The sequence below is a fragment of the Salinisphaera sp. RV14 genome, assembly GCF_052044135.1.
In the GTDB taxonomy this organism is placed as follows: domain Bacteria; phylum Pseudomonadota; class Gammaproteobacteria; order Nevskiales; family Salinisphaeraceae; genus Salinisphaera.
In genome coordinates this window covers 43,742-67,792 of the sequence record NZ_JBQDYF010000004.1, presented here as the reverse complement: position 1 = coordinate 67,792, position 24,051 = coordinate 43,742, and the positions used below count along the sequence as shown (strand labels likewise).

Genomic DNA, 24,051 nt, shown 5'->3' with positions numbered 1-24,051 from the left:
CACGTTGACCGGCCCCCTCAATTTGTGATCACAATTCATCCGCCATCGTTTTCCAGGACCACTCATGTCTTCACTCCGCCCCCGGATCGGCGTGCCCGTCGACTGCAAGCTCATCGGCACCGACCCCAGCCACGTCGTGGGCGAGAAGTATCTCGCCGCGGTCGCCCATGCGGCCGATTCCATCCCGCTGGTGCTGCCCGCGCGGGCGGCCGGCGCCGAACAAGCGTCGCTCGAGACCCGGATCAGCGCCGACGACCAGCTCGTCGATCTCGACGGCCTGTTCCTGACCGGCAGCCCATCGAATATGGAACCCTGGCGCTATGGCAGCGATGCCCCGGGCGTGGGGCCGTTCGACCCGCAACGCGACGCCAATAACCTGGCACTGCTCGGCGCAGCGATGGCGCGCGACATGCCGGTATTCGCCGTCTGCCGCGGCTTCCAGGAACTCAACGTGGCCTGCGGCGGCACGCTCTACACCGCCGTGCAGGACGTGCCGGGGCTGTCGGATCACCGCGACGATCACGATGCGCCGCGCGAGCGCCGCTATGCGCCGGCTCATCCGGTGGAACTGGCCGGCGACGGCTGGATGGCCGAACTGCTCGACATGCAGGAGATCTCGGTCAATTCCCTGCACAGCCAAGGTATAGACCGCCTCGGCACCGCGCTGCGCGCCGAAGGGCGCGCGCCCGACGGCCTGGTGGAAGCGGTGCGCCATCGCGACCTGCATTTCGTCGCCGGCGTGCAATGGCACCCGGAATGGCGGTACGGCGACAACCCGGTATCGATGGCGCTGTTTCATGCCTTCGGCGAAGCCTGCCGCGTCTTTCGCCAACAGCGGCTGAGCGGCGACTGACTACGCCCGGCGCGAGGCGGCGTTCGTGTCGGATTACGCCTGCGGCCAATCCGACCTGCAAGGCTTGTGGTTAGGCGTCGTTGTTTGCCTGGGGCGCGGCGTGCTCGCGGGGCTCCGGCTACGCGCCGCTGCCCCCTGGTAGGTCGCCGCAGGCCGCAGGCCGTAAGCCGACACCGATGGTCGGCGTGGGGGCGGCCCGATCTCGTTCGGCGCGGGCGCGCCTGCCACGGGCACGGACCGGCCCATTTCGGAGGCACGCCGGGAACCGGCGCGCGGCATGTCAGCCGGCGGCTTCAAGATTGCGCCAATCCGCCTCGGTCAGCGAGCCGAGACCTTCGCGTACATCGGCCTCGATGGCAAAGCGCAGGGCCTGCGCGTCACGGGCAGCCACGGCACGCAGCGCCTCGACGTGTCGGTCGACGATGTAGTCGCTGCCGATGTGATGAATCGCCAGACGCAGAAAGGGCGAGAATTGCAGCCATACCGATTCGATCAACGGCATGACCGCCGAGGCATCGCCCACGTCGTAGAGCGAGAAGTGGAACGCGCGGTGGCGCTGCAGATAAGCGCGAATATCGCCGGCATTGATCGCGGCATCCACCTCGGCATCGAGTTCCCAGAGCCGTTCCAGATGCGCGGCGTCGATCAGTGGCATGGCGCGCTCGGCCGCAAAGGCCTCCAGATTCGCGCGCACGGCGCACAGATCCTGCAACTTCGCCGGGGTCATGCGCGGCACGCTGATGCGCCGATTGCCGTGCGCCTCCAGCGCGCGCTCGGCCACCAACCGGCGCAGCGCCTCGCGCACCGGCGTCGGACTGGTGCCGAGCATCTGCGCGACCCCCCGCAGCGTGACACTACGCCCGGGCACGAATTGTCCCGTCAACACAGCTTCCTTGAGCTGGAGATAAACCCACTCCTGACGCGTGATGCCGCCGTCGCCGAGCGTCACCGGTGCGATTTGCGTGTCATCGACGGATGCCTGGGAGGATGCCAAACGGATACCCAATTGACGCGATCGATGACTGAACTCTAGCAGAGCGATGAACAGACCGTTGCAGCCGCGCCTGCCGGTTGCTAATTTGTGATCACATTTTCAACACAGTCTACGCCCATGTCGCATGCCGACTTGCCGGCCGACGCCCGCGCCGTGATCGACGCGATGCCGAAGCTGGAATTCATCGAAGCCTATATCGTCGATATCAACGGCATCGCGCGCGGCAAGCGACTACCCGCCGCGAGCCTTGCGCGCGTGTACAGCAAGGGACTCAACCTGCCGGTATCGACACCGCTGCTCGATATCTGGGGCCACGAGGTCGAGGACACCGGCCTGGCGATCGCCTCGGGCGACGCCGATCGGCCCTGCCTGCCGGTCGAGGGTAGCCTGCGGCCCATGCCCTGGAGCACCCGGGGCGCGGCGCAGATGTTGCTGATGATGCACGAGCCCGACGGCAGCCGCTTTGCCGGCGATCCGCGCGCGATTCTCGCCGCCGTGGTCGACCGGCTGGCTGCCCGCGGCCTGACGCCGGTGGTGGCGACCGAACTCGAATTCCGTCTGTTCGAGGCCGAACCCGACGCCACCGGCCGACCGGTGCCGGCGCAGCTGTCGACCCGGCCGGGCCGGCGCTCGCAGCTCTATGGCATCGAGGAACTGGATAATCTCGACGACCTGTTCGGCGACATCGAAGCCGCCTGCGTGGCCCAGGGTCTGCCCATGGACACGCTGATCTCGGAACAGGGCGAGGCCCAGTACGAAATCAACCTTGAGCATGTCGGCGACGCCCTGCTGGCCGCCGACCAGACCATTCTGCTCAAGCGTACGATCAAGGCCTGCGCACGCCGCCACGGGCTGGCCGCGAGCTTCATGGCGAAGCCGTTCGGCGATTCCTCCGGCAATGGCATGCACGCGCACATCAGCCTGCTGGATGGCAACGGTGACAATATTTTCGCCGACGATCACAGCGAAAACGAGGCGCTGATGCAATGCGTGGCCGGCCTGCTCGAGACCATGGCCGAATCCACGGCCATTTTCGCCCCGCACGACAATTCCTTTCGCCGGTTCCAGGCGGCCAGCCATGCACCGCTCGCGCCGGCCTGGGGCGTGGACAATCGCACCACCGCCGTCCGCCTGCCGCTGGCCGAGCCGGCGGCCGCACGCATCGAACATCGCGTGGCCGGCGCGGATGCCAATCCGTATCTCGTGCTGGCGACCGTGCTGGCCGGCATGGAACACGGCATGGCCCGGCAGCTCGTACCACCGCCGGAGACCGTGGGCGACGCCTACAGCCAGCACGAGGCGTCGCTGCCCGATGCCTGGGGCACTGCCATCGAAGCGTTCGAGGAATCGCGCTTCATTGCCGAATACCTCGGCGCCGATTACCAGCGCTGGTACGCCGCGGCCAAGCGCCAGGAACGCGAGTGCCTGCGCGCCATCGTGCCGGCCGCCGAGTACGACGCCTACCTGCGTACCGTCTAGCTTTTCGCCCCTACGCGATTCGAGACCGACCCATGAGCCGAAACCCCGACATACAGAGTTTTCCGGCGCCCCACGCGCCCTCGTACTACGCCGCCACCGCGAATGCGGCACCGGAACGCCCGCCCCTGGCCGGCGCCGTGGATACGCAGGTGTGCGTCGTCGGCGCCGGCTTCTCCGGGCTGGCCACGGCGGTGTCGCTGGCCGAACGCGGCTACGACGTGGTGGTACTGGAAGCCAATCATGTGGGCTGGGGGGCATCCGGTCGTAACGGCGGCCAGATGGTCAATGGCTATTCGCGCGACCTGGACGTGGTCGAGAGTCGCTACGGTGCCGACGCGGCCAAAGCGCTCGGCGCCATGGCCTTCGAGGGCGCCGCCATCATCCGCGAACGCGTGGCGCGCTACGCTATCGACTGTGATTTGCGCGATGGCGGCGTGTTCGCCGCACTCAACAACAAGCAGCTCGACGAACTCAAGACCCGGGTGGCGAGCTGGCAATCCCACGGCCACGACGAATTGCAGATGCTCGACGAACGCAGCATTCGCGAGCACAGCAACACCGATCGCTACATCGGCGGCCTGCTCGACAAGCGCGGCGGCCACCTGCATCCGCTGAATCTCGCCCTCGGCGAAGCCGCCGCTCTGGAATCCCTCGGTGGCGTCATCTACGAACGCTCGCCGGTCACCCGGGTGCAGTCCGGCACGAAACCGACGGTACACACCCCCGGCGGCCAGGTGCGCGCCGACACGGTGGTGGTCTGCGGCAATGCCTATCTGGGCAAGGCCGTGCCGCGACTGCGCGACCGGGTGATGCCGGTGGCCACGCAGGTCATGGCCACGGAGCCCCTGGGCGCCGAAACCGCCCATCGCCTGATGCCGGCCGGGAGTTGCGTCGAAGACTGCAACTACATGCTCGACTACTACCGCATGAGCGCCGACCACCGGCTGCTGTTCGGCGGCGGCACGGTCTACGGTGGCACCACCCCGGCGGACATCGAGGCCAAGCTGCGCCCGCATCTCGCGCGGACCTTCCCCGAGTTGTCCGACGTGCGCATCGACTATGCGTGGTCCGGCAATTTCGCGCTCACGCTCACGCGCATCCCGCACATGGGGGAACTGGAAAACAACGTCTACTTCAGCCACGGCTACTCCGGCCACGGCGTGACCACCACCCATCTGGCCGGCCGACTGCTGGCCGAAGCGATCGCCGGCGAACGCGAGCGCTTCGATGCCTTTGCCGCATTGCGCAATTATCCGTTCCCCGGCGGGCGCCTGTTCCGCGTTCCGCTGTCGGTTCTGGGCTCCTGGTACTACCAGACACGGGAAAAAATGGGCCTGTAGACCAGCGTAGCCTGAATCAGACCCACCCGCGACGGCAGGACCCCGGCTTCGAGCGGCATGCCAGCCTGTCGGCCTGCGGCCGCGAAGCCGGCAGCCCCCCCTGTGCCCCTATAGGCCCCTGCGGGTCGGATCAGCCGAAGGCGTAATCCGACGGATCGGCCCCGAGCCACGACGGGAAAGCCGCGGTTTCAGGCGACGTACCGCCGAACTGTCGGCTGACGGCCCAAGTCGACCTACTGAGGCCGGCGGCTCCCTGCGGGTCGGATTAGTCGCAAGCGTCATCCGACGGATCGCGCCTGCACACCACTTGCGCTCCGGCACCATCAGCGGCCCGGCAACACCTCGGTCTGCGCACGGGGAGCCACCCTGGAATCGAGCAGGATCTCGATCCGCGTGCCCACGCCCAGTTCGCTGGCGGCATGAATCGACCAGCCCTGGCGGTCGCAGATCCGTGATACCAGATAAAGCCCGATGCCCAGGCCGGGGCTGTCGGCCGTGCGGTACTGGCGCTCGAAGATATGGGTGAGCGCGCCCGCGGGCAGGCCGCAGCCGGTGTCGGTAACGCAGATACGCTCGGGCGTGACTTCGACCGTCAGCCACCCGTCCTCGGTATGCCGCACGGCATTGTCGATCAGATTGTGCAACACGCTGTAGATCACGCCCTCGGGCAGCGAAAGCGGGGTCGAACGCGCCACCACCGACAGTTCGATCCGATGTGCGGCCATGGCGTCACGCTGATAGACCAGTACATCGTCCAGCACCACCGCGGCATCGCTGAGCGTTTCGTTCTCGCGCGGATGATCGCGCGCGAGAAACAGCAGCGCGGTGACCAGTCGCTGCATGCGCTCGCAGGCATGCCGCACCCGCTCGACCCGATTGCGCGCGCGCTCGTCGAGTTCCGGCATGTCGCCCAGCAGCTCGCTGGCATTGAGCGCGACCGCCAGCGGGGTGCGCAGTTCGTGACTGGCATCCTCGGTGAACGCCTTCTCACGTGCGATCGCCGCATCGAAACGCCCGATCAGTTCGTCGAAACTTTCGGCGATGTCGCGCATGTCGCGATCGCCGTAGTCGGCCGCGATCGGGGGGTTCGACAACCCCGGCTGATACGTCGACAAGCGTTCGGCCAGTCGGCGCACGGGGCGCAGGATCAGATAAGAAAAGCCGATGCCGATCAGCAGGGCGAGCACGATGACCACACTCAGCGTGGCCCAGCCCAGCGTCGCCAGCCGCTCCTCGAACTCCTTTACATCCTGCACCTTGACCATCATGTAGATGGACGTATCGCCCACGTCACGGCGCGCCGTGTAGTACTGGCGGTCGTGATAACTCACCACGGCATACTGATTATTGCCCATGTGCCGAAGCACCGGTGGCAAGGTCGGGTCGTGCGCCGGCGCATGGCTGACATAAACCCAGCCGGTCTGGCCGCGCCGGCCGCTGATGGGCACGCCGTGCTTGTAGTCCAGGACAAGGCTGGCCAGCTCCCGGTCGAGGGTATCGAACTGCAGTTCGTCCTGAAGAATGCCGACGAAGGCATAGATCGCGAGCGCAAAGCCGATACAGGCGGCGAATGCGATCGACAACATGCCGATCAGTACCCGCGTACGAAGCCCGGGCGCCGCGGACAGGGTCCGGCGCCAGCGGCGAATCACGTGGTTTCGAGAAGACGGTAGCCGACGCCATGCACGGTGTGGATCACCGGCTGTTCGGCAGCGGCTTCAAGCAACTCGCGCAACCGATGCACATGGCCGCGCAGGGCGGCATCCGACTCGGGCGGCTCGCCGTTCCAGATCTCGGCTTCGAAATCGGCGCGCGAAACCAGTCCGGGCGAGGCGCGCATGAGCATCTCCAGCATGGCGAAACCAATGGGCGTGAGATCGATCGGCTGATCGCGGTAGCGCACCACATGACTGTTCGCGTCCAGGCTGAGCGCGCCCACCGCCAGCGGCCCGGCGCCGACCGGCCGGTGACGCCGCACGATCGCGCACAGCCGCAGGTACATCTCGCGCAGCGAGAACGGCTTGACCAGGTAATCATCGGTCCCGGCCTCGAAACCCTCGATGCGGTCCTCGACCGTGTCGCGCGCGGTGAGCATCAGAATGGGCGTCGTGATGCCCTGCTCCTCGCGCAGCCGCCGGCACAGGGAAATGCCATCCAGGCGCGGCAGACGCAGATCGAGAATCAACGCGTCGTACGCTTCGGTCGTGCACAGCTGCAAGCCGATCCGCCCATCGCTGGCGTAATCGGGCTCATCGCCCTGTTCTTCGAGATACTCGCCCAGATTGGCGGCGAGCGTGGGGTCGTCTTCGACGATCAATACGCGCATCCGTGTCTCACATCCTCCATCGGGTGCCGTCGCGCGTCGACGCTGCAACGGGATCAGGGGCCCGCGATATCAATCCCGGCCCGGAGCGCCTTTGACCGCGACCAGCGACTCAAAGTTTTACTAGTTGAAGAATGAATCCACGCCGGTCAATCTGCAATGGTGCCGCAACGCGTGATTTTCGTCACTACGATACGACACCGGCCCCTGGTCCAGCCCCTCACGCCTGTGGCACGTACGTGGGCGTCGGAACAGTCGTGTTTGCGCTTGCAGTCGTCATGGCACTCGATATACAGCCCATCCCACAACGAATCGCGCGCGGGAATTTTCCCGGCAAGAAACAGCACGCCACCCGGCTGCAGCACAACGGCGATCCGGCGCACGAGCGCCCACCGAGTTCACCCGCAACGCGCGCTGCGATCGTCTGTCGCACCCGGTCGATGCATGTCCGGGCCATTGTCGATGGCCACGAAACACACGCCGGGCGGACACCCGGCCTGGCCGACCAAGGCCGCCCGCGTGGTCGCCGCCGAACAGCCGGGATCATAGACCCGACGGTCACCGTCCGATGGCAGCGAGCCCGCCCGTTCGGACTGCATGCGCTGGATTTCGTGGTAGAACAGCACACGCAGCGAGACCGTGGCGTCAAATACACCACCCACCTACGCATCGAGCGCGAAATCGGATGACCGCCGCTCCCCGTCGAAAGCCTGATCGGTCGAATCCATCAGATCAGCCCCGAGTCAGTCCTGGCCGGCATTCCATGGTCGCAGGCGCGGGCTCTCATTGAGAAAGCGCACCACACCATAGGCGAGCGCTATCAATAGGGGCGCCAGGCATCCAGCGAGCTCGCGCGCGCGGACTTGATCGCCAACAGAACGACCACGATCAACGCACCAACATTGAGAATAGAAAGCGCGACCTGAACCAAATCGAAAGCCGCCGACAACAGCGCGTAATCTCATTTACCGAGGGTCGGATCGGCGCCGAGAACCCGGGATTCACAGTCCGGATACCCGGAGTCCCGAGATGCAACCCGAATGTAATAATTCTGTGGGATTTTATACCCCGCGTGCTGCCGAGGTGCCGCAAAACGTCACCTCGCGGACAGAGGATGCCGAGATATTTACGGCGAAGCAATACGACAGACTTCCAATATGTAGTCTTATGAATCGAAGCGACATTAGTAATTGACGTTTTACGTCACATCGAATTAAGCTGAACTAGGATTTGGCAGTCGCTTTCCCAGCATGCAACTGCGAATTCGACATCCATCGCACATTGGCAGCGATCGACGAGCGAGGATTGTCGAAAGCGTGATTACTAACGTGGAGGGCGTTTAGTGAAGGGGGGACCAGAGAGAGTAAGTACGTGTGTGCAGCAGGAGAGCCTTGGCGATCTGGTGAGCACACATCATCGCTTAGCGTATGCCGATGATCGATGTATTTGCAGTCCATGCTATGCATTCGATACCGAACGATATTTGCTGCCCACAGCTCGATATCTTGATTGTCAGATGCTGGCGAAATCGGTTCTGCGGGGATGGCGAACTGACCAACAGGCCATTGACGCCGTGTATGACATCGCTCAGGACCGAGCGCTCCTAAACGACTATTACGCTATAGCGACACAGGACGCATACGAGCAGGCCGTGGCCACGATGGCCACTGTATGTGCAGAACACCTGCCCGCCTCATGGCCGGCTAATCCAGTGGCTTTCAACGGCATGCTTCGTCTAAGCCGCGATAACGCCATGGCCATGCACGTCGATGCGATGCTCGAGCGGGCAAGCGCATCAATGAATACCAACCGGTCGGGAGCGCTGGCCCCGGCTATGACGGAATCTCTGGCGCGCATCAGCCAGCTGCTCTATGCCGTGGACAAAGCTTTCAACGCGGCCGCGATCGTGCTCCTGTCGTTCAATATCGAACGCCATATCGCCGGGTTGATGCGCAATGAGGCGATGGCAATCCTTATGGAAGGCTAGGGCGCCTACCCGCCGCCGGCCACTCAACCCGAAAGGTCGTCTATGACGCCGTGAACGGTCATCTGGGCACGAGCGGATGCCCGGAATACCGGCTTTTGACGAGAATCGAATGGCCTAGGCAGCGATCCTGTAGTCCGGTCTGCGGTCGCCTTGATCTGTACGGCGTCGGCACGCACCTTGACCGGCACAATCTGCCCCGCGTGCACACGCGCGAATCGAGTGGCTGAGACTTGAGGATTGCCGGAACTCACCGGAGCGCGCAAGGCATGGCCAATGGCCACCTTGCGTTCATGTGCGAAGGCGCCGCCGTCGCCTTGCGTGTTGGCTGACTTCTCCAGCCCTTGATATCAGAGGCGTCGAGAATGACGCCCGCCTGCAGATCGTGAGCCGTAACAACAATACGGCGATAACCGGCTATTCGGAGATGTTACTGCCAAAGCGGTCGATATCAGAACGCAGGGGCTAATCGACGAAGTGTTCTTTCCAGCGCCGCGGGGTGCGGCTGGTCGCGCAGGCTGGCTCTTGGCGCGCTTGCGCCACCGCACGTTTTTCAGCCTGTGGGTAAACCGGTGACGCTCCGGACGAGCGGATCAGTCAGGCTTGCCGGCTCGGGTCATCGCTCCGAGTCGTCATCCTGTGTATACAAGGCGATGAAACGCTCGAGCGGTTCTAAAAATATGTCTGGCGGCTGGCGCCAGAAGCAACCGAAATCGCAGCTTTGGTCGTTGATTTGTTGCATCCAGGCGATGGTGATGTGGGTGCGCAGCGGATCGTTGGCCGTCGGTAGCGTGAGTGCCAGCTTTGCATTCAGTCGAGGCTCAAGCTCGGCGGCGTTGATTTCTCGTACTGAGAGCGAGAGCCGAATGCCGCTGGCGCTGATGTCCTTTACGACGGGATTGAGCCGCGTGCTCCTGCGGCCTGCGGACAAAGTGGCCTTCAAGCCGTCACCCGCCTCAACCGGGATTCGATCGTTAACGCGCTCCTCCTGCTTCCGGTAGACGGTATCGTCGACGTCAAGCAGATAGCTGAGACCAGCCTCCTCCTCGCGCACCTCAGCCACGACGGCGCGGACGCCGTAGCGCATGCCGTTATCCGACCAGTACAACGACAATTCGTCGCCGATGTTATGACGCGGCGTCGCGTGAGACGCGTTTATCGGTTGATCCAGTTCAAGCTGCATGACGCGTCCGCGCATCATGAGATCGATAATTCGGCTTGGTTCCACGTTCTCGAAGTTTGCGCGTATCACGTCCACGCGCACGGATAGTTGTGCCAGACGGTTCAGCACCCCCCGTGCCGCGGTGCCGCTCACGGCATTTTCGGATGAAAAAAACTCGGTGGATTGGCCCATAGAAACGGATCCCGTCTCAATTATAAAGGCATCGGCGCTGCCGCTTGGGATCTGGCACGCGCGCCAAAGATTGATTCGTGCTGGTACGACACTGTGCCAGAGATTTCCGTCGCTGATCGCGTACGGTTATGGATCCGGCATAAAATATCGCCATGCCGAATCGATGACTGCCAGTTCCCGGCCCTGGCATTTTCGTCGGTGGCGCCTGGCGTCAAGACAACGTTGCATCTAGGGCCTGTTGCCGTTTCGAGCAATGACGCGAGCCGCTGTGGGTCGTGCAGTCCATCACCACAACCCCGAGTTTTCGAGTCGGCAACTCAAAGCTCTGGGCATTCGCGCCTATTTGCCATAGCCGAGCCGGCGCGAACTCGGGTTGGCGTCTCCACCTTTTCGGCGCGCTGCTGCGATCTTTCGGTACGAGGTGATCGACCATGCGGCAGGCTCTAAAGGCAGAGCCTCGTCGAGTCGCGCCGCCAAAGGCGGTAGTTTACTTGTTATTACTCATAGTGACATTAAAACTTGGCCCACCCGTCAGATCAACCCTATCTCTATCAGTGCGGATGCGAGCAGCCGACACCGCTCATCTCGATCCGTCATTGGCACATTCAGGAAAAAGGCGCGCGACATCGCTCTACGCGCTGCGCTCAGCCACTGGTCCCTGTCTCCGCCGCCTTGTCAGCCTGAAAGGTTATCGATCACGCCGTGGCTCGTCACTTCGACCCGGTACCGTTTGCCTGAACTCGGGTTCTTGACCAGGATCGATTGCCCGACACGACCCTGCTGCAATGCGATGGCTGTGGCCTCGACTGATACAGCCTCGGAACGGACATGCACGGTCACCTGCTGGCCGGCATGAATCCGGACGGGCTGGGCAAGACTCGATAGGCGAATCGGCGTGCCGGCAGAAACGGGCGCTGTCAGCGTCTTGCCAAGGGCCGATTTCAGGCTATGCGCGACCTGGTGACTATCGCCTTGCCCGGCTGACGACCGGACCAGCTTGAGGTCCGATTTGGTGAGCGGCGTGCCAGCTGGCAGATCATGGGCCGCTACGGCGATTCGAGCCAATGAAGTCAGCGTCACCGGCACATAAAGCTGCCATCCCTGATCCGGACAGCTGACGCGCATATTGCGATAAGTGCCCTGCCCATAGAGACGCATCTGTAACGGCGCATGGCACGGCTTCATCTGCGTCAGGGCGTTGAGAGAGCCAACATGGGCCCGATGGCCGGGCGCCTGGTTTTCCACGACCTGCTGGATGCGGCGTTGGATTCGATCGTGGCGAGCGGCAGCCCCTGCCGACGCCGTACCGACCACGCCGAACAGCATCAGCACCAGGACGCAGGCGAACCCTCGTTGAAGCCCCCTATTCATCCGATCTTCCGGTACGCCCCCTCAGACGATGACGACGCATCGTCGAGTAGAAATGTCTCGGGTGACACGTCTTCCAGCCATCCGATTTGTTCCAGGGCCTTGCGGGCCTGGCGCCCAGTTTCGAGCAGCGCTTCGGTATCGCCCGTCAGCCGATCGAGGGTGCGCTTCCAGTCCTTGAACCGCGTGCCCACGCTCTCCACGGGGAGCGCCTCGATCCAATGTAACCGCTCATCGGCGACCAGCGCCGCGCCGACAGCCGCGCCACGGAGCAGCAACTGACAGTCCATCCACGTGGCCTCGCCGGCCGGACGAATGACCAGGTGCGGTGCCGCCTCGACGAACAGATCGCGCCAGCCCACTTCGTCCGTCGGGGCCGCACGCGTAGCAATCGGACCGTTATAAGTGCGTTCACCGCTTTGTACCACGAACCAGCTGACGTTCTGCATCTGCGTCATCAGTTCGGTGATCCAGTCCGGCGGCTCCCCCTCATCCACCCAGAGCACACGGATAGCACTCCGACCGCGAATCTCGAGATCGGCCACCTCTGCCCACAACCGCGAGGAAAGACGCGGCAACACCAACTCGGGCTGAATCCGGTTGTAGGACTGTTTGCGCAGGATGTCGCCCAGCACGGGCGACGTCGCGTAGACCCGCTCGGCCTGGGCCGCGATCGCCTTGAGCGGCGCATAGTCCCGGGGCGGACGCGAGTACAGAGCACGCCAGCCGGGGGCGTCGTCTTCGGGAATCTCGGATTCCGGATTGATCCGCAACCAGGCTTCGGGGGCGAGCCGGCGCAATTCGCCGGCCGTGATAGGCTCCGGCGCCCAACCCGCCAGGGTTTGGCCGCTCATGCGCGTGGCCCGCAACCATTCAACCGCGAGCTCGGCGCCCTCGATGGAACCACTCAATAGCGCGTACGGTGCGGTCCGCGGCACCGGCGGCACCAGGCCGGAAGCGGTGGTTGATAGCAACTCCCCCTGCAGCGCGAGCGCGGGGTGATGATAATCACTGCCGCCCACAGCAAGCCACTGACGAAGGCGGCTCTGCCGGTTGCTATCGTTGGGCTGGGCGTAAGCCGGCACCGTCGGGCATTGCACGCTCACCGAGCCGTCCCAGACCACGCGGTAGCCCTGACGGGCGACCTGGCGTGACAGATCCAGCCAGAGAGCGGCACCGGACAGCTCCGTGTCGAAGTCCAGCCCTCTGAACAGTTCGCCGCGAATTGCCAGACAGGGGGGCGCCACGCCATCGGCCTGCTGCGGACCGAGCAACCAGCCGCCCGGACCGGGATCCCCGGCGGTATGCCCGAGGCCGACGATGCCAACGCCGCCGCTGGCGCCCGCCAGCAACGGCCCTGCCATACGCCATTCGGCGGCATCGTCCGGATAGTCGGCGCGCGCGCCGACCAGCCCGATATCGCTGCCCGGAGCTGCCACCTTCGCCTGCATGTGCCCAAGCCATGTCGGGTCTTCGGTGTTGGCATCTAACGCCAGGAAGACCACGCTCTCGTTACCCACAATACCGGCGATATTCGCCAGCATTCCGGTCTCGTCGTCGGTGACGACGACATGAAAGTTAGGCGGCAGGCTGTCGGTACCGGACAAGGTATCCACCGCATCGCGGATAGCCGGCGCCATGCCTGTCGTGGTGCCGGCACAGACCAAGTGTTCGATAGGCAGCGCGGACAACAAACCAGAAAGCCGTTCAGCGACTAGATCCGACGCATGCTGGTCGTCCGAATTATCGCAGAGCAGAATCATCGACAACGGCTGATCCACTGGCTGATGCCGGGGCACCATTGAGCCCGGAATGGCCCCGTCATGCCATTCGATCTGCCCGACCTGATCCTGTCGCGCCAGGTGGGCATCGAGCGCGGTGCGGACATTCTGTCGCAGGATATCGGTCGCCACCGGCTCGCGCAGGCTGTGAGGCGCCCGCGTATAAAGCGCTTCCGGCAGCCGGCGGATGGCCCTGCCATCATCGTAGGCGCGCAACACCAAGTCGAGATCTTCGGCACCGGGCATCGCGGCGTCGAGCGTGCCACTGGCCTGGATGAAGGCGCGCTCGATCCAGACCCAGCTACCGATATAATGAAGCCCGCGCAGGCGTTCGATATCGAAATCGGGCTTATAGCGCACCCAGGGGTCGCGGTCGTTCCCGACGATCTCGTCGGTATAGATGAGTGTCGGCAAATTAGCGGCGTTCGCATACAGCCCCAGGCGCAGACAGGCATCGGGCTCGATAGTGTCGCCGGCGTCAATGACCGCAACGTAGTCGCAGGGCAGATCCAGCAGATGCCACCCCACCGCCGCGAGCAGCGATTCGGATTCGGCATCGACGGCATGCCAGCCGGCCCGCGTGGGGGCGTCCGGATCGACGGTCACGTAGCGGATTTCGGTGGCCGATCGCCACTGGTTGGCCAGCGACTGTTCAGTCTCGAACGCGGCCTCGACGCGCCCAGCCGGCACGGCCACCACCACGCCGATCGTCGGCAGTTCCGGCCTGCGCGCGGCGTCGGCTTCCAGCCGTTCGCGCTCGGCGATGTCAGTACGCTCGGACGGCCGCAGCGTCGAGCCGTCGGTGTGCTCGCGGGACGCTTCGTTCGCGGGCGGCGTCTGGGCGTCGCGCGGCCCGCCCACATGGGGGGTCACGGGAAGGCCGCTCGCCCCCAGCTCCTCGATCAGCGTGCAATACTCGTCCAGCCGACCACGCAGCGCATCGAACACCTCAGGCGCGGCGCGTTCCAGTGCGGCATCCCAGACATCCTGGACCAGGCCACGCAACATCGAGGGCGTCGTCTCCCGCTCAAGCGGGCTCGAGCGGCGCAGGCTGGGCGTGATGAACTGCGCGATCTTGCGTAAGTCCTGCGGCGACCGGTTCGGAAACGCGAAGCCGAGCTCATGGCTGATCCGGCGCATCGCCTGGGCGGAATCCTTGACCAGCAATTCGTAGTCGAGCATCACCCGGTCCAGATGACGGCTGTAACGCTCGGCATCGAGCACATGCGAGACCCAGAGCAACAGCGCGTGCGAACGGGACAGGTTGTTCTTTTTCTGTTGACTGTGTGCCACCACCCAAGGGTCGCGATAGATCTGGATGATACCGGGGTCCGTGCCGCTGACCCGCCGGGCGGCGTCTTCATAGATCGGCAGCAATCGACACAGATGCGGATGCTTGACCGCCCACACCGGGGAGTCGGCGTGATGCTGTTTCAACTCGCGCACGATGGCCTGGGTATCGGCGGCGGCATCAGGGCGTTGCGACCATTCCTCTGGCATCAGCCGGACATCGGACCAGTGGCGCGACAGGCGCTCGAGAATCTTGATGTCGAGCTTGATCAGCGCGGGGTTCTCGAAATAACCCCGCGGATTGTGCTCATTCTGTTCGGCGCTCCGAACCATATCCACGCCGGCAAGGTTGAGCGTGCCCGATAGCGCCGATGTGCCACTGCGGTAATAGCTCGCGATCAATAGCGCCTTCGACATGAGGCCTCCGATAGGGTTACAGGTACTTGAACAGACTCAACTGGCTGACCGATCCGAAGGCCTTCATGGCGTCGGTCAAGGCATTCTGATGCTGATTCAGCGCGGTGATGACCTTCGGGATATTCGCGTCAGTCGCCGACGAAATGGTCTGCTGGTCATTAGTCTGGATCGTGGCATTGCGATTGTTCGCATTGTTGATCGCGCGCAGACTCACCCCGATCGTGGCTTGCTGTGAGAGCATGCGCGTCCGGGTCTGGTTCAGATTCGAGAGCACCGAATTGATCTTCTGGTTGGCCTGGGCGCGTTGCGCGCCGCTGCCGGTCGACTGCGACAACGCCTGGCTCAGGTTGTCGATGGTAGTGAAAACGCTCTGCTGACGGCTGGGGTTGAGCGAGAACTGGTCGCCGGCCTGGGGCGACCCGCTCCACTTGACGTTCATGCCCCCGAGTTGAAGGCTCATGTCCTGGGAGAAATTGCCGGATGACACGGTGGAGCCGCCCTGCTGAACCGTGTACGCCAGCCCCGACGGACTGGTGCCGCTGCTGGCGATCTGGATCGTGTACGCGCCGCCGCTCTGACGAAACGAAGACGCCGCCGACTGATTGGTAATGCCGGTCAGCGACAGGGTGGCATCCCCGGTGTTCGATGCCGCCGCGCTCACGGTCCCGTAGCCATTGCCCTGGGGCACACTGGCGAAGACCGTGCCGGACAACACACTCGTGACTGCCCGGTTGGTGGAGATGTGAGTCGACCCGCTCCCGCCATCGCCGTCATAGCTGACGTTGCCGGCGGCGTCCTGCGTGAACGGCTGCTTGGCCCCGGCGGTGCCGGCGAACAGATAGCGCCCGTTACTCTGGGTGTTCGCCAGACTCAGCATCTGCTGCTTGGCCGAGGTCACCTGCTTGGCCAATGCGGCCCGGTTGCTCGAACTGGTGCTGCCATTGAGCGCCTGCAGGGTAATGGATTGCACATTCGACAACAGCGTGAGGGTCTCATTGAGCGTCGAGCTGCCGAGATTCAGTTGGTTGCTCAACGTCGAGTTGTCCGCGGTGTACTGCGACAGGGCCTGCGAATTGGCCTGCACCCGCTGTGCGCTCGCGTAGGCCACGGGTCCATCGGACGGTTTGGAAACCGACTTGCCGCTGGCGAGCTCCTGGTTGAGCTTACTGACCGTGCCACGCTGCTGCTCAATGCCGTTGAGCGTGTTGCGGTAAAACGTCTGTGAGGTGATACGCATGACGAATCTCTCTAAGGTCCTGGCCGCACTAGGTGGCGCTGAGCAGGGTCTGGAATAATTGGTTGACGGTGGAAATCGCCTTGGCCGACGCCTGATAGGCCTGAGAGAAACGCTGGATATCCCCGGCCTGCTGGTCAAGTGATACACCGGAGACCGCACTCTGGGCCTGCTGCGCACTCTGAACGCTGGCCTTCGCGTTGGCCTGGCTGTTCTGTGCTGCCTGTACTGACGTGCCGACCTGGGCCGTGACCTGCGACCAAGCATCGGTGAGACTCGCCCCCTGCACCGTAGCGGCACTCTGGAGCGCACCCAGCGCATCGGCGTTTTCGCCGCTTTGGGTGCCGCCGGGTGAGAGCGTGAAGCTGTCGCCGGCCGCGGGCGTGCCCTGGATATTCATCTGCCAGTATGGCGCCGGGCTCGCACCGGGATAGTTGATGTCAACTGCCCCGCCGCTACTTGGCGAAAATGTGCCGGTGGACACGGTCGTTCCGGTCGAGGGCTGCACAACCTTGTAGTTGCTGCTTGAAGTGAACTTGACCTGCAGGCTCTGGCCGAAATAGCTGGAGCCAACCATGGCTGCGCCCAACGGCAGGCTGGTGGTCGTGTGTCCCGCGGAAACCGTGCCATTGCCGGCGTTGTTGTTGTTGAGGGCGCCGGTCGCGCCGTAGGTACCGGCTTCACCGACATAAGGGGCCGCCGCGGCGATCGCCTTCGGATCCGCAGTTGTCATCTGGATATTGGCGGCGGCACCGTTCACCGGATCGATGGTGAAACTGTCACCCGACGTTGCACTGCCCGACACCGCGACCTGAATGCCGTCGAAGTTGAGCGCGCTGCCGGATCCGACATTCTGCGTCTTGCCGCTGACCTGGTTCGTGGCCTGCCAGTTGCTGCCGTTGTAGGTCAGCTGGAACGGACCGCCGTTGCTGGGCAGTTGCGTCGGATCATTGAGCGTAGCTGACAGGGTTTCACTGCCACTGTTGCTGCTCTGCGGCACAATCGAGGGCGTGGGCAGCGTCATCAGGGGGCTGCCCTGGTTGCCGTTGAGATTCAAACCCTGCGCCTGCTGGCCGTTGATCACGCTTGCCGTGATCGCGGCGAAACGATTGACTTGCTGCAGCTGTTGGCTGGCCTGTGTCTGCGCCTTGAGCACCCCGCCGATCTGGCCGGTCAAGGCGCCGCTGGGAATCGTGTGGCCGTCGCTCAGCTGAACGACCGGCGCCTGCCCCGGCAAGTCGATGAACTGCATTGCCTTGGCGCCGGAGCCGTTGAGCAGCACATGGCCGCGCACCCCGAGGCGTACCGTACCGTTGGCATGCCGGATCACATTCACCCCAACGAGCGCCGAAAGCTTCTGCAGCGCGGCCGATTGCTGATCCAGCAATGCATTCGTATTCTGTCCCGAGCGATTGCGAAGCGACTGGTTGATCTGCGCGAGGTTCTGCACGATCTGGTTGGCCTGCTGGGTCAGATTCGCGCCCTGCTGCGACAGGCTGGATATGCTGCCGCTGACACTTTGCGACAACGTGTTGAACGTGCCGGTCAACTGCTGACCGTCGGCGATCAAGGTCTGGCGTGTCGGGATGTCGGAGGGGTTGGAACCGACCGCCTTGGCATCGGAGAAGAACTGATTGAGGCTGCTGGAAATACCGCCGGATGAACTGAAGTTTGATTGCAGGTTGGTCAGCGCATTGACCAGTGAATCGGCCTGTCCCTGGCTGGCATTGGCCGCACGCAGCCGGGTATTGGCGAACTGGCTGACGCTGCGGTTGATGCCGGTGACGTTGACCCCGGTGCCGGCCGCCTGATCGACGCCTTCATAGCGCGTGGCCAGTGCAGCCGTGCGCTTTGCGTAGCCGGTGGTATTCGCATTGCTGACATTCTCGGATATGGCATTGAGCGCCGAGCGATAGGCTTCGAGACCGCTCAAATCCGTTCCTAATACGCCGCTGAGTCCTGCCATGATGTCCTACCTCGTAAAAACGGCCGCGACGAACACGCTGCCACCTACCCTCTATTCGTCACCGAACCCGAATTCTTAACCGCGGCCATAATCTGGCGCATACGCGGCGAGTTCGCCACCGCCTCGATTTTCGCGGCATAACGCGGGTCGGTCGCATAGCCGCTGTCCTGCAGGGCACGGGCGTAACCCGACACGGTGCCCTGGCCCACCGCCTGCGCATGCCCGCTCTTAAGTACGGAGACGAAATCCTGAAGCGCATGACGGGCCGAGGGATACTGCTGGAATTGCGAGCGCACCCGGCGCATGACGCCCTGCTGGAATTCGTGGGTGAACGCGCCGAATGAATCCCCGCCACCGTGGGCCTTGACGCCGAGCAGGTTGTGTCCAGTGGCGTGCCGGCCCCAGCCGGTCTCCAGCGCCGCCTGAGCTAGCAGTGCCTTGGCCGGCACGCCCAAGGCCTCGGCTGCTGACTTGATCTCATGCCATATCTTGTGGACCCATGACTGCGGATCGGATGATGACGCGTCACTGGCCGGTGTCGGCGCGCTGGACGAGATGGCCGGGCTGGCCGGGCTGGCCGCCGATGATCCCGCCTGAGCCGGGAGCGCGCCGGACACTTGCGCCGACTGAGCAGATGCGGCCTGTGGCCCCATCAACTGAGACAGGGTGGTTTGCGTCAATGCGCGATCGGCCCCGGCAAAATCCTGGCTCGCCACCTTGCGCCACATCATGCGCTGGTAGACTTGGCCGCCATAGCCCGTGGTCGACGGCCCCATCTTGACCGACGACATGGCCTGCGCGACCTCGTTCCACAGCATGCCTTCGAACTTCTCGACCACCTGTTGCATGCGCTGACGGCGGCTGGCCGACGCCCCCTTCCCGGCATCGGCCGCCGACAAACTCATACGGGATGACGCGATATCGGTCATCATTCTACCTTCACGTGGGCCTTGAGCGCGCCGGCATCCTTGAGCGCCTGCACGATGGCAATCAGATCCGATGACGTGGTGCCGATGGCATTGAGCGCACGCGCCACCGCCCCGAGCGTGGTGGCGTGCGGCAGCTTCACGACATGCGCGTTGCTCTGGCCGGCGGCCACATTGGCATTGGTCACACCCGCAGTTTGACCATTGCTAAATGGCCCGGGCTGCGAGACACCGTTCCGAGCCTGGACCCGCACGGTCAGGTTGCCGTGTGAGACCACGGCGGGGCCCAGCTGGACCCCTGCGCCCATGACGATGGTGCCGGACTGCGCGTCGATCACCACCTGCGGCGGGCGTTTGCCGGGATTGACCTGCAGTTGCATCAGTCGCGACATCTGCGCGACGCGGTCGGGGCCGAGATGACTGACCACCACCTCGCCGGGCGATGTGGCATGCGCCGTATTCGGCCCGAACGTCTTTTGGATCGCGCCGGCGATATGCGCCGCGGTGGTAAAATCCGGTCGATCGAGCAGCAGTTTGGTCTGGTCGTGCTGCTGAAAGGACGCGTGAATGGTTTTGGCAAGGATGGCGCCGCCGGGAATATGACCGACCGTCGGCGTATTGACCCGCGATGACGACCCGGCCGCACTGGCCTCATAGCCGCTAACCAGAACGGCACCCTGCGCCTGGGCGTAGACCGCCCCGTTACCCCCTTTGAGCGGGGTGGGCAGCAATACGCCGCCATTGATGGACTTGGCATTGCCCATCGCCGACACGGTGACATTCAGATGCTGTCCGCGGTGTTTGAATGCCGACAGCTGGGCGGTGACCATGACCGCGGCCACGTCCCTGGGCTGCATGTAGGAGTTGCCCTGCAGGCGGACCCCCATCTGACGCAACATGTTCTTGATCGACTGCTGAGTGTAGGGAACCTGGGTGGTCTGATCGCCGGTGCCAGGCAGGCCGACCACGAGGCCATAACCGACCAACTGGTTGTCGGGCGCCCCGGATAAGCTGACCAAGGCCTTGATCGTCTGAGCACCGGCCGGCGGGGCGACGGCAAAGACCATGAGCAGCGTGCCGACCCATCGAGGCAAAGTACGTTTCCGCATCGTATTCCGTCCGGGTTTGGAGTCCATCAGAACGGCCAGATCTTGTTCAGCACATTTTCCATCCATGGCACCCGCTGCGCCGTCTGCATCGCGCCGGTGCCCACGTACTGTACGTTCATGTTGGCGAGATTATTCGACGAGACGGTGTTGTTCGGGCCGATGTCCTGTTGACGCGCGTAACCCGTGATCTGGATCGTGCGCACCTCACCGTCGATGTTCACGTCCGTGCGCCCGCGCAGCGACAGCACTCCATTGGGCTCGACTTGCGTCACCACGGCCGTGACCTGCCCCTGGACCTGATTCGAGGCGCTGGTCTGGCCCTTGCCCTTGAACTGGTTGTTGCTGCTGGTGTTGAACGAGGGTTTGAACGGCGAGCCGTTCAGGGAACCCACCGTCAACGGCACGCCGAGGAACGCCGACACGCTGTCGTTCACCGAGGATTGACGCTGGAGTTGGGCGTTGTCGTTCGCGCTCGCCGTCGCATTCTGGGCGATGTTCACCGTCACCAGATCCCCAGACCGCCAGAACCGATGGTCCTGAAACAGGGACACGTGCGAGCGCGAGGAAAATACTAGCCCGCCCGTTGCTTTCGGCGAACTCTGCGGTTTCACCGGCATGGCCTGCGGCTTGAGATAGGCATGCTGAGCAGGCGGGTTGGTGGCACAGCCAGCCAGCGCGGCCAGCGCGGCCAGCGTCAGAACGGCTCGAACGAACGCGCTGGGCATTGGCGTTACGGCCCCATCTGAGCGAGGTAGTTCATTTCATTGTCGGCGCCGTGCGCCGCCTCGGTGCCCAGCTGATAAGCGCGCTGCGAACTGATCAGCTTGACCATCGAATCCACGATGTTGACGTTCGACTGCTCGACAAAGCCTTGTCGCACACTGCCGATGCCATTGGTCTGCGGCGGGCCGACCTGGGGCGGGCCGCTGGCGTTGGTCCGCATGAACAGGTTACTGCCCTGGGGCTGCAGGCCCTGCGGATTCACGAAGCTTGCCAGCTGCAATTGGCCGACCTGCTGGGCCTGACTTGAGCCCGGCAACGTCACCGATACGGTGCCGTCAGTGCCGACGGTGACCGACTTGGCATTGTTCGGAATGTTAATGCCGGGTAGTACGGTATAGCCGTCCTGGGTGACCAGTTGGCCGTTCTGATTGAGCTGCAACGAACCGTCGCGGCTATAGGCGGTCTGCCCGTTCGGCATCTGGACCTGGAAGAAGCCGCTGCCGTTGATTGCCATGTCCAGCGGATTCTTGGTCTGCTTGAGATTGCCCTGGGTCTGGATCTTCTTGACGCTGGCCACGCGCGTCCCGGTACCGAGATCGAGCCCCGACGGGTAGACCGTATTGTTGGTCGATTGGGCGCCGGGTTGCACTTGGTTTTGATAGAGCAACGACTCGAACTGTGCCTTCCCCCGCTTGTAGCCGGTAGTGTTGACGTTGGCGAGGTTGTTGGAAACTACGTCCATGTTGGTCTGCTGGGCCTGCAGCCCTGTCGCGACCGTCGAAAGTGCGCGGAACATAAGCGTCTATCCTTGACTGATAAGAGAATTGAGGCCGCTGGCCATCGACTCCGTGCTGTGCACCAGCTTGGTTTCCATCTGGAACGAGCGGGTATCGGAAATGAGCTGGGTCATGGCCTTGACCGCACTCACGTCCGAGCCCTCCAGGTAGCCCTGCTTAACTTGTGTACCCGTAGCTTGCTGGATCGGGGCAGCGTTCTTGGGCACTGCAAAGCGGCTGTCGCCGATGCGCTTGAGGTGGCCCTGCGGTTTCTGGGCAATAAACAGCTGATTGAACTGCTGCGCCTGCTGATTGCCCTGCCCCGCCGGCACACCGGAAATCGTGCCATCACTGCCGATCACCATATGCTGGAGTTTGGGCAGGCTGATCGGATTCTTGTTGGCGCCGAGAACCACGCTCCCGGCGCTGTCCCGCACCAAACCGTTCTGGCCGCGATGGAGCCGGCCGTCGCGCGACAGGGCCATCTGACCCGATGCGGTGCGGGTCAGCAGCCACCCCTTGCCATTGAGCGCCACATTCCATGGCGAACCGGTGCGATTGATCGCACCGGCCTGGCGCGAGTAGCCACTGTCCTGGGTCACGACATCGGACTGGCCGGCGTCCGGGGCGGGCCCCACCAAGGGCACGCTGCGCAGGTTGCCGACCTGGGCGCGAAAACCCGTGGTGTTGGCGTTGGCGAGATTGTTGCTCTGCAGAGCCTGCCGATAACTGGTGGCCTGCAGCCCGCTCATTGCGCTATAGAGCGTCGGGGAACTCAAAGCGAAGATCCTCCATAACAGTACCGATGCCAGGCTGCCGGAGTCGGGCCCGGGGCGACGGCTGGCGGCTGGTTCCTGGTCGCCGCCTCGGATCGCTTGCAGTCCTGAATCACGACAGCATTAGCCACTAGATTTGCAGCAGACGCTGCGTGTCCTGCTTGTCCGTGCTGATGCTCTTGGTGTTCGCCTGATAGGCCTGCTGGTCGGTGATCAGGCTCACGAGCTTGCTCGACAGGTCCACATTGGACTGCTCGAGCACACCGGACTGCACCTTGCCGGCATTGCCGACACCGGGCGCATTGATATTGGCCGGCCCCGAGGTGGTCGTCGCCAGGAAGGCGTTATTGGACGCCGGGTTCAGCCCCTGCTGGTTGACGAAGTTCGCCACGGCCACCGTGCCGACGGTTTTCGTCTGCCCGTTGGAATACTGGGTCTGAACCTGCCCCTGGTTGTTGATCTTCACGCCCTGGTAAGTCCCGGGCGGAAAGCCGTCATTGGTCGTGCTGTTGACCGCAAACTTCTGAGCGGCGAGTGACGTCCCTTGAAAGTTGAAGTTGATGTTCGAGCTGCCGGCCCCGTTACCCCAGTTGACCGTGAGCGGCGCCGGCGTCGAGCCACCCGTCAGCTGCCCGCTGGAGCTGAACGTCAGACCGCTCCCGAGCTGTGACGCTGATCCGACCGTGCTGCCGTTGGCGTTGACCGGCTGGGCATAGACCTGCCACTTTGCCGGCGTGGTGGCCGTGGCCGTCCCGCCTTGCTTGCGGAAGTACAAATTGACGTTGTTCGCGTTGCCGAGCGAATCGTAGGCCGTGACCGAGGTGGTGGCATTATAGGTGTTCGGGTTCGAAGCCGAGAACGATGAGCCCGACGGGATCGCGCTGTCACCCTGGTTGAGGTTCAGGCTGAGTTTGACCTGGGACGTCGGCGTGGCGGCCTGCGAGGCCCGGCTGACCGTCAAGGGACCGGCCTGACCGCTGGTGTTCGTGCCCTGGAAACCCAGAACCGAATCACCGGAGGCATTGACGATCTGGTTGGTGCTCGGATTGAGCTGAAAGTTACCGTCGCGGGTGTACTGCTGCGTGCCGTGGTGATTGGTCACGAAGTAGCCATTGCCCTGAATGGCCAGATCCAGCGGATTGCTGGTCGTCTGGGTATTGCCCTGCTGGAAGCTGCGTTCGATGTTACCCGTGCTGACCCCGAGGCCCGCGCTGTTCGGCGTAGACGGATAGATGTCGGCGAAACGCTGGGTCCCGGACTTGAAGCCGGTGGTATTGGCATTCGCCAGATCGTTACTGGTGACGTTGAGGCCGGCCTGCGCAGCCTTGATGCCGGAGACGGCGGTATTCAGACTCATC

Annotated in this window: 19 protein-coding genes; 4 read left to right on the top strand and 15 right to left on the bottom strand. The window is 63.7% G+C overall.

Features of this window, described 5'->3' with window-relative positions; all coding sequences use genetic code 11:
• The first annotated feature begins 64 nt into the window (after positions 1 to 64).
• On the top strand, positions 65 to 853 hold the full coding sequence (locus ACS8Y6_RS06090) for a gamma-glutamyl-gamma-aminobutyrate hydrolase family protein (RefSeq protein ID WP_440849875.1): 789 nt from the start codon (positions 65 to 67) through the stop codon (positions 851 to 853).
• A 280-nt stretch (positions 854 to 1,133) separates the two neighbouring features.
• Here the strand turns inward: ACS8Y6_RS06090 and ACS8Y6_RS06085 are convergent, their stop codons facing one another.
• The gene (locus ACS8Y6_RS06085) at positions 1,134 to 1,802 is read right to left on the bottom strand and encodes a GntR family transcriptional regulator (RefSeq protein WP_440849874.1); all 669 of its coding nucleotides are present in this window, start codon (positions 1,800 to 1,802) and stop codon (positions 1,134 to 1,136) included.
• Positions 1,803 to 1,964: 162 nt separating this feature from the next.
• Between ACS8Y6_RS06085 and ACS8Y6_RS06080 the strand changes: the two genes are divergently transcribed.
• Both ACS8Y6_RS06080 and ACS8Y6_RS06075 read left to right on the top strand, forming a co-directional pair.
• A complete protein-coding gene (locus ACS8Y6_RS06080; protein WP_440849873.1) occupies positions 1,965 to 3,326 on the top strand; it encodes a glutamine synthetase family protein in 1,362 nt (453 codons plus the stop codon).
• Positions 3,327 to 3,358: 32 nt separating this feature from the next.
• On the top strand, positions 3,359 to 4,666 hold the full coding sequence (locus ACS8Y6_RS06075; protein ID WP_440849872.1) for an NAD(P)/FAD-dependent oxidoreductase: 1,308 nt from the start codon (positions 3,359 to 3,361) through the stop codon (positions 4,664 to 4,666).
• Positions 4,667 to 4,989: 323 nt separating this feature from the next.
• Here the strand turns inward: ACS8Y6_RS06075 and ACS8Y6_RS06070 are convergent, their stop codons facing one another.
• From ACS8Y6_RS06070 to ACS8Y6_RS06060, 3 genes are all read right to left on the bottom strand, one after another.
• Complete coding sequence (locus ACS8Y6_RS06070; protein WP_440855193.1) at positions 4,990 to 6,318, bottom strand: sensor histidine kinase; 1,329 nt, start codon at positions 6,316 to 6,318, stop codon at positions 4,990 to 4,992.
• Positions 6,315 to 6,992 carry a response regulator transcription factor gene (locus ACS8Y6_RS06065; protein ID WP_440849870.1) on the bottom strand — a complete coding sequence of 226 codons (678 nt, stop codon included), beginning with the start codon at positions 6,990 to 6,992 and terminating at the stop codon, positions 6,315 to 6,317. The genes ACS8Y6_RS06070 and ACS8Y6_RS06065 overlap by 4 nt, the downstream gene beginning before the upstream one ends.
• Before the next feature lie 395 nt (positions 6,993 to 7,387).
• On the bottom strand, positions 7,388 to 7,651 hold the full coding sequence (locus tag ACS8Y6_RS06060; protein WP_440849869.1) for a hypothetical protein: 264 nt from the start codon (positions 7,649 to 7,651) through the stop codon (positions 7,388 to 7,390).
• 713 nt (positions 7,652 to 8,364) lie between these two features.
• Between ACS8Y6_RS06060 and ACS8Y6_RS06055 the strand changes: the two genes are divergently transcribed.
• Positions 8,365 to 8,976 carry a hypothetical protein gene (locus tag ACS8Y6_RS06055; protein WP_440855192.1) on the top strand — a complete coding sequence of 204 codons (612 nt, stop codon included), beginning with the start codon at positions 8,365 to 8,367 and terminating at the stop codon, positions 8,974 to 8,976.
• 613 nt (positions 8,977 to 9,589) lie between these two features.
• Here the strand turns inward: ACS8Y6_RS06055 and ACS8Y6_RS06050 are convergent.
• The 11 genes from ACS8Y6_RS06050 to ACS8Y6_RS06000 all read right to left on the bottom strand — a co-directional run bounded on the left by ACS8Y6_RS06050 (position 9,590) and on the right by ACS8Y6_RS06000 (position 24,050).
• Positions 9,590 to 10,327, bottom strand: a complete 738-nt coding sequence (locus ACS8Y6_RS06050; protein ID WP_440849867.1) for a PilZ domain-containing protein — start codon at positions 10,325 to 10,327, stop codon at positions 9,590 to 9,592.
• A 675-nt stretch (positions 10,328 to 11,002) separates the two neighbouring features.
• Entirely contained in the window at positions 11,003 to 11,653 is a 651-nt protein-coding gene (gene flgA / locus ACS8Y6_RS06045) for a flagellar basal body P-ring formation chaperone FlgA (protein WP_440849898.1), read from the bottom strand.
• A gap of 41 nt (positions 11,654 to 11,694) precedes the next feature.
• Complete coding sequence (locus ACS8Y6_RS06040) at positions 11,695 to 15,183, bottom strand: hypothetical protein (protein ID WP_440849866.1); 3,489 nt, start codon at positions 15,181 to 15,183, stop codon at positions 11,695 to 11,697.
• Positions 15,184 to 15,199: 16 nt separating this feature from the next.
• Positions 15,200 to 16,420 (bottom strand): flagellar hook-associated protein FlgL, encoded by a 1,221-nt coding sequence (flgL, locus tag ACS8Y6_RS06035; protein ID WP_440849865.1) that lies wholly within the window; start codon positions 16,418 to 16,420, stop codon positions 15,200 to 15,202.
• 28 nt (positions 16,421 to 16,448) lie between these two features.
• On the bottom strand, positions 16,449 to 18,383 hold the full coding sequence (locus ACS8Y6_RS06030; RefSeq protein ID WP_440849864.1) for a FlgK family flagellar hook-associated protein: 1,935 nt from the start codon (positions 18,381 to 18,383) through the stop codon (positions 16,449 to 16,451).
• A 44-nt stretch (positions 18,384 to 18,427) separates the two neighbouring features.
• Positions 18,428 to 19,288, bottom strand: a complete 861-nt coding sequence (locus tag ACS8Y6_RS06025; RefSeq protein WP_440855191.1) for a glycoside hydrolase family 73 protein — start codon at positions 19,286 to 19,288, stop codon at positions 18,428 to 18,430.
• A 23-nt stretch (positions 19,289 to 19,311) separates the two neighbouring features.
• Positions 19,312 to 20,418 (bottom strand): flagellar basal body P-ring protein FlgI, encoded by a 1,107-nt coding sequence (locus tag ACS8Y6_RS06020; RefSeq protein WP_440849862.1) that lies wholly within the window; start codon positions 20,416 to 20,418, stop codon positions 19,312 to 19,314.
• 26 nt (positions 20,419 to 20,444) lie between these two features.
• On the bottom strand, positions 20,445 to 21,143 hold the full coding sequence (locus ACS8Y6_RS06015; RefSeq protein WP_440849861.1) for a flagellar basal body L-ring protein FlgH: 699 nt from the start codon (positions 21,141 to 21,143) through the stop codon (positions 20,445 to 20,447).
• A gap of 5 nt (positions 21,144 to 21,148) precedes the next feature.
• Positions 21,149 to 21,937 carry a flagellar basal-body rod protein FlgG gene (flgG, locus tag ACS8Y6_RS06010; RefSeq protein WP_440849860.1) on the bottom strand — a complete coding sequence of 263 codons (789 nt, stop codon included), beginning with the start codon at positions 21,935 to 21,937 and terminating at the stop codon, positions 21,149 to 21,151.
• Positions 21,938 to 21,943: 6 nt separating this feature from the next.
• Positions 21,944 to 22,696 carry a flagellar hook-basal body complex protein gene (locus ACS8Y6_RS06005; protein ID WP_440849859.1) on the bottom strand — a complete coding sequence of 251 codons (753 nt, stop codon included), beginning with the start codon at positions 22,694 to 22,696 and terminating at the stop codon, positions 21,944 to 21,946.
• Positions 22,697 to 22,823: 127 nt separating this feature from the next.
• On the bottom strand, positions 22,824 to 24,050 hold the full coding sequence (locus ACS8Y6_RS06000) for a flagellar hook protein FlgE (RefSeq protein ID WP_440849858.1): 1,227 nt from the start codon (positions 24,048 to 24,050) through the stop codon (positions 22,824 to 22,826).
• Position 24,051 lies beyond the last annotated feature (1 nt).